Source organism: Arsukibacterium sp. (assembly GCF_036735525.1).
Lineage (GTDB): Bacteria > Pseudomonadota > Gammaproteobacteria > Enterobacterales > Alteromonadaceae > Alishewanella.
The window spans coordinates 1-3,509 of record NZ_DAINOE010000156.1 but is presented as its reverse complement, the minus strand read 5'-3'; the positions used below and the strand labels follow the sequence as shown (position 1 = coordinate 3,509).

At 46.2% G+C, this 3,509-nt stretch carries 3 protein-coding genes; 1 reads left to right on the top strand and 2 read right to left on the bottom strand.

From position 1 onward, the window contains the following. On the top strand, nt 1-1,005 hold a 1,005-nt coding region (locus V7D78_RS16530; RefSeq protein ID WP_333609556.1), incomplete at its 5' end, for a YjbH domain-containing protein. Nucleotides 1,006-1,211: 206 nt separating this feature from the next. Here the strand turns inward: V7D78_RS16530 and V7D78_RS16525 are convergent. Next, complete coding sequence (locus V7D78_RS16525) at nt 1,212-2,717, bottom strand: sensor domain-containing diguanylate cyclase (RefSeq protein ID WP_333609555.1); 1,506 nt, start codon at nt 2,715-2,717, stop codon at nt 1,212-1,214. 153 nt (nt 2,718-2,870) lie between these two features. Then, on the bottom strand, nt 2,871-3,467 hold the full coding sequence (locus V7D78_RS16520) for a thymidine kinase (RefSeq protein WP_333609554.1): 597 nt from the start codon (nt 3,465-3,467) through the stop codon (nt 2,871-2,873). Between the last annotated feature and the right edge of the window lie 42 nt (nt 3,468-3,509).

Below are 3,509 nucleotides of genomic sequence, written 5' to 3'. Positions count from 1 at the left end.
ACCATCAGGGTGGTTGAGTATGGCAGCCACATGCCCTTGGTGGAAAAGCTGATTGATGTTAACGCCTTTGTGGAAGCTACCACCCATAGTACTTTGCAGCCTGATCTGCGTTCAACCTATGTGCGCCAGGCCCCCGATAAAGACGCGTTATCGCTGGTAAAACTGAATGATGACAGTGGTTTTTACAGCGGTGTTGAAACCTTTTGGGTGCAATCTTTTGGTAATCCTGAGTATTTTTACATGTACCAGGGCGGCCTGTTTTTAGGCGGCGGTTACCGCTTTAATAACAACTTTAGTGTAAACAGCACGGCCAAACTGACCGTACTGGAAAACTTTGATAAGTTTAACTTTAAAGTTGACGCGCTGGAATCCAGTTTGCCACGGGTAAGAACCTATGTGCGTGAATATATTACCCGCAGTAAGTTTAGCGCAGAGAACCTGTATGGCCATTGGCAACAACAGCTTGGCTCTAATCTGTTTGCGCAGGCGTACGCGGGCTATTTAGAAACCATGTACGGCGGGGTGGGCGCAGAGCTGCTGTACCGGCCGGTAGACAGCCAGTTTGCGCTGGGTGTGGATCTGAATTATGTGAAGCAGCGTTCTTATGAAAACCATTTTGGCTTTTTTGACTACCAGGTATTAACCGGCCATCTAAACTTGTATTGGCAGCCGGAATTTATACCCAATACCCGCTTAACCTTTAATATTGGCCAGTTTTTAGCCAAGGATAAGGGCGTTAATGTCGACTTTGCTAAGCGCTTTGACAGCGGCATGATAGTAGGCGCTTATGCCGCTATTACTAATGTGTCCTCGGCTGAGTATGGTGAAGGCAGTTTTACCAAAGGCTTTTACTTATCGGTACCCTTTGATTTGTTTTCTATACGCCCATCTAAGGGGCGTGGCTATTTACCCTGGGTGCCAATTGCCAGGGATGGCGGGCAGCCACTTAACCGCCCTATTAAGTTAATTGATATCACTGAAGCGCGCTCTGGCTTTTACGACTAAACCCCGGCTGATAGCACAACGTTATTGGGGTTAGCCCCAATAACGGCATGCTCAACACAAGAGTGCAACAGGGACAGTCTATGTTTTGTTAACCAGATTGTGTTTAGCAATATGAGTGCAACAGGGACAGTCTATGTTAACCAACCCGTGCAACAAGGACAGTCCATGTTAACCAAACTGAATTAGCCGACAACGATATCAGGAGCTTATGGCGCAGTGACAATACAATTACGGCCATTGGCTTTAGCCTGATACAGTGCTTTATCCGCCGCTTGCAGCAGTGTTGCCGCATTATGCTCTTTATCGGCGATAACGCTGACACAACCCTGGCTAACGGTAAGGTGCGGGGAGATATCAGATTTTACATGCGCAATATCTAATGCGGCTAAGCGCTTTTGTAAGCGCTTAGCTAACTGCTGACATTCTTTTATATCACTTCCGGGTAAAATAAGCGCAAATTCTTCGCCACCGTAACGGGCGGCTAACTCTCCCTGACGTTTGGTTTCTGCGCTAAGTGCTTGCGCGACCTGTTGCAGTGCCAAATCTCCAGCCTGATGGCCGTAGTGATCGTTGTAGGGTTTAAATAAATCGATATCCAGCAAAATCAGCCCCAGCGGCTGCTGATGCCGGGCGCTACGTTGTAGCTCTTCGGCCAGTTTTTCATCAAAATGCCGGCGGTTTGCAATACCGGTTAAACCATCCTGACTGGCTTGCTTTTGCAGTTCCTGGTTAGCACTGAGCAGTTTTAGCTGTATATCTTGTAGTGAGCGGCGGTAATTTACATTTTGAATACTGTTGGCAATCATTTCACCGACCAGCTTGATACGCCTGAGATCATTGGCTGTCCAGTTGCGTTGCCGCGCTACCATATCACAGCCAACAAACCCCAGCAGTTGTTTACCGGCAAACATGGCACAGCAGAGTACTGATTGAATGTCCTCGGCCTCAAATTCTGCGCGCTCGGCAGCAGCCTGCTCTGTTAACTGGCTAACATCGGCCACAGCGAAGATATGATCTTGCAGCATTCTTTCAAAAAAATAGGGCAGGCCATCTTTGGGGATTTGCTGTAAATTGTCTTTATGTGGCGCTATGTGCTCGCGTACCCACTCGTGAGTGTTGCTCATTTCAGTGATATCTGAATTGAATAAGAAAATGTAACTACGATCAGCATGACAAAACTCGCCCAGTGCTGCCAGCGCATCTTCGATATGTTGATCCAGCTTATCAATATCAACATTAATCAGCTCAGTGGAAATCAGCGACATTAATTTGTCAAAGGCCAGCGCTTCCTGTAGCTCTGATAATTCCGTTACTGCGCCGGGCAGTCTGGCGGTAACCTGATGTTGCGTGCTCAGATTGATTAAAATGGTTTCGCCCAGGCTAAAGTCGAGCTTGATTGACTGACTAAGAATATTAATAAGCATCGGTTGCGGCAGATGTATTAATACCTGTTGAGACAGCGCAGTTCCGCTTAATGCTTGCAGCAAGGGGTTATGTAATAAATTGATTTTTTGCTGGGTGTCAGGATCTAGCAGTTCAACATGAGAAAGGCTGGACACACTTAACCGGCCGTTATCCAAAGGCAGGTTAAACAGCTGTAATGCCGCCTTATTGGCTAAAATTTGTGGTTTAGCTGACTCTTTGTAAAGTAAGCCGTAAGGCATAGCCTCTAAAATAGGCCAAAAATGCGGTAGGCTAGTCTCTGCTGGCATAAGATATTATCCACTAGTATGGTTTCACTATAACGGATTTGTACTTAATAACAACCAGCGCTATTTATCAGGTACAGTCTCTAAAGCTATCGGGACAGTCTATAATTTTGTTTGCCCGCCATCACCTAAATGCAGCATTAACATGGACTGTCCTTAAGTTTTATCAGTTGTATGTTGCCATACTAAATCTTTAAAGTGTTGCCGGCACATAGACACATAACTTTCGTTACCACCAATTTGCACCTGACTGCCAGCCGTAGCAGGGTTACCATTTGCATCTAATCGCACTACAAAGTTTGCTTTACGGCCACAATGGCAAATAGTTTTAAGCTCTATCAGCTTATCTGCCCACGCCAGTAGCGCGGCACTGCCGGCAAAAGTTTCGCCTAAAAAGTCGGTACGAAGACCAAAGGCCAGCACTGGTATATTAAGCTGATCTACTACGTCAGTTAGTTGCCGCACCTGATCTTTCGTTAAAAATTGCGCTTCATCAATCAGTACGCAATCAAGTCGGCCTTGCTGCTGCAAACTGGTAATGTGCTCAACAAAATTCAGCTGGGCGTTAAACACATGTGCATCCATCGCCAAACCTATGCGAGAGCTTACTTTACCTAAGCCAAACCGATGATCAATGGCGGCTGTATAAATGGCCACAGCCATACCACGTTCCTGGTAGTTATAGGCGCTTTGTAATAAAGAGGTGGATTTGCCAGCATTCATTGCTGAGTAATAGAAATACAGTTGGGCCATAGCGTACTACTCGAATTATTTGCGCCAGTATACCAAGTTACG

Bases quoted from the DNA above. Each gene is read 5' to 3' on its own strand.
- V7D78_RS16520 (WP_333609554.1), bottom strand. From the start codon at position 3,467: ATGGCCCAACTGTATTTCTATTACTCAGCAATGAATGCTGGCAAATCC.
- V7D78_RS16525 (WP_333609555.1), bottom strand. From the start codon at position 2,717: ATGCCAGCAGAGACTAGCCTACCGCATTTTTGGCCTATTTTAGAGGCT.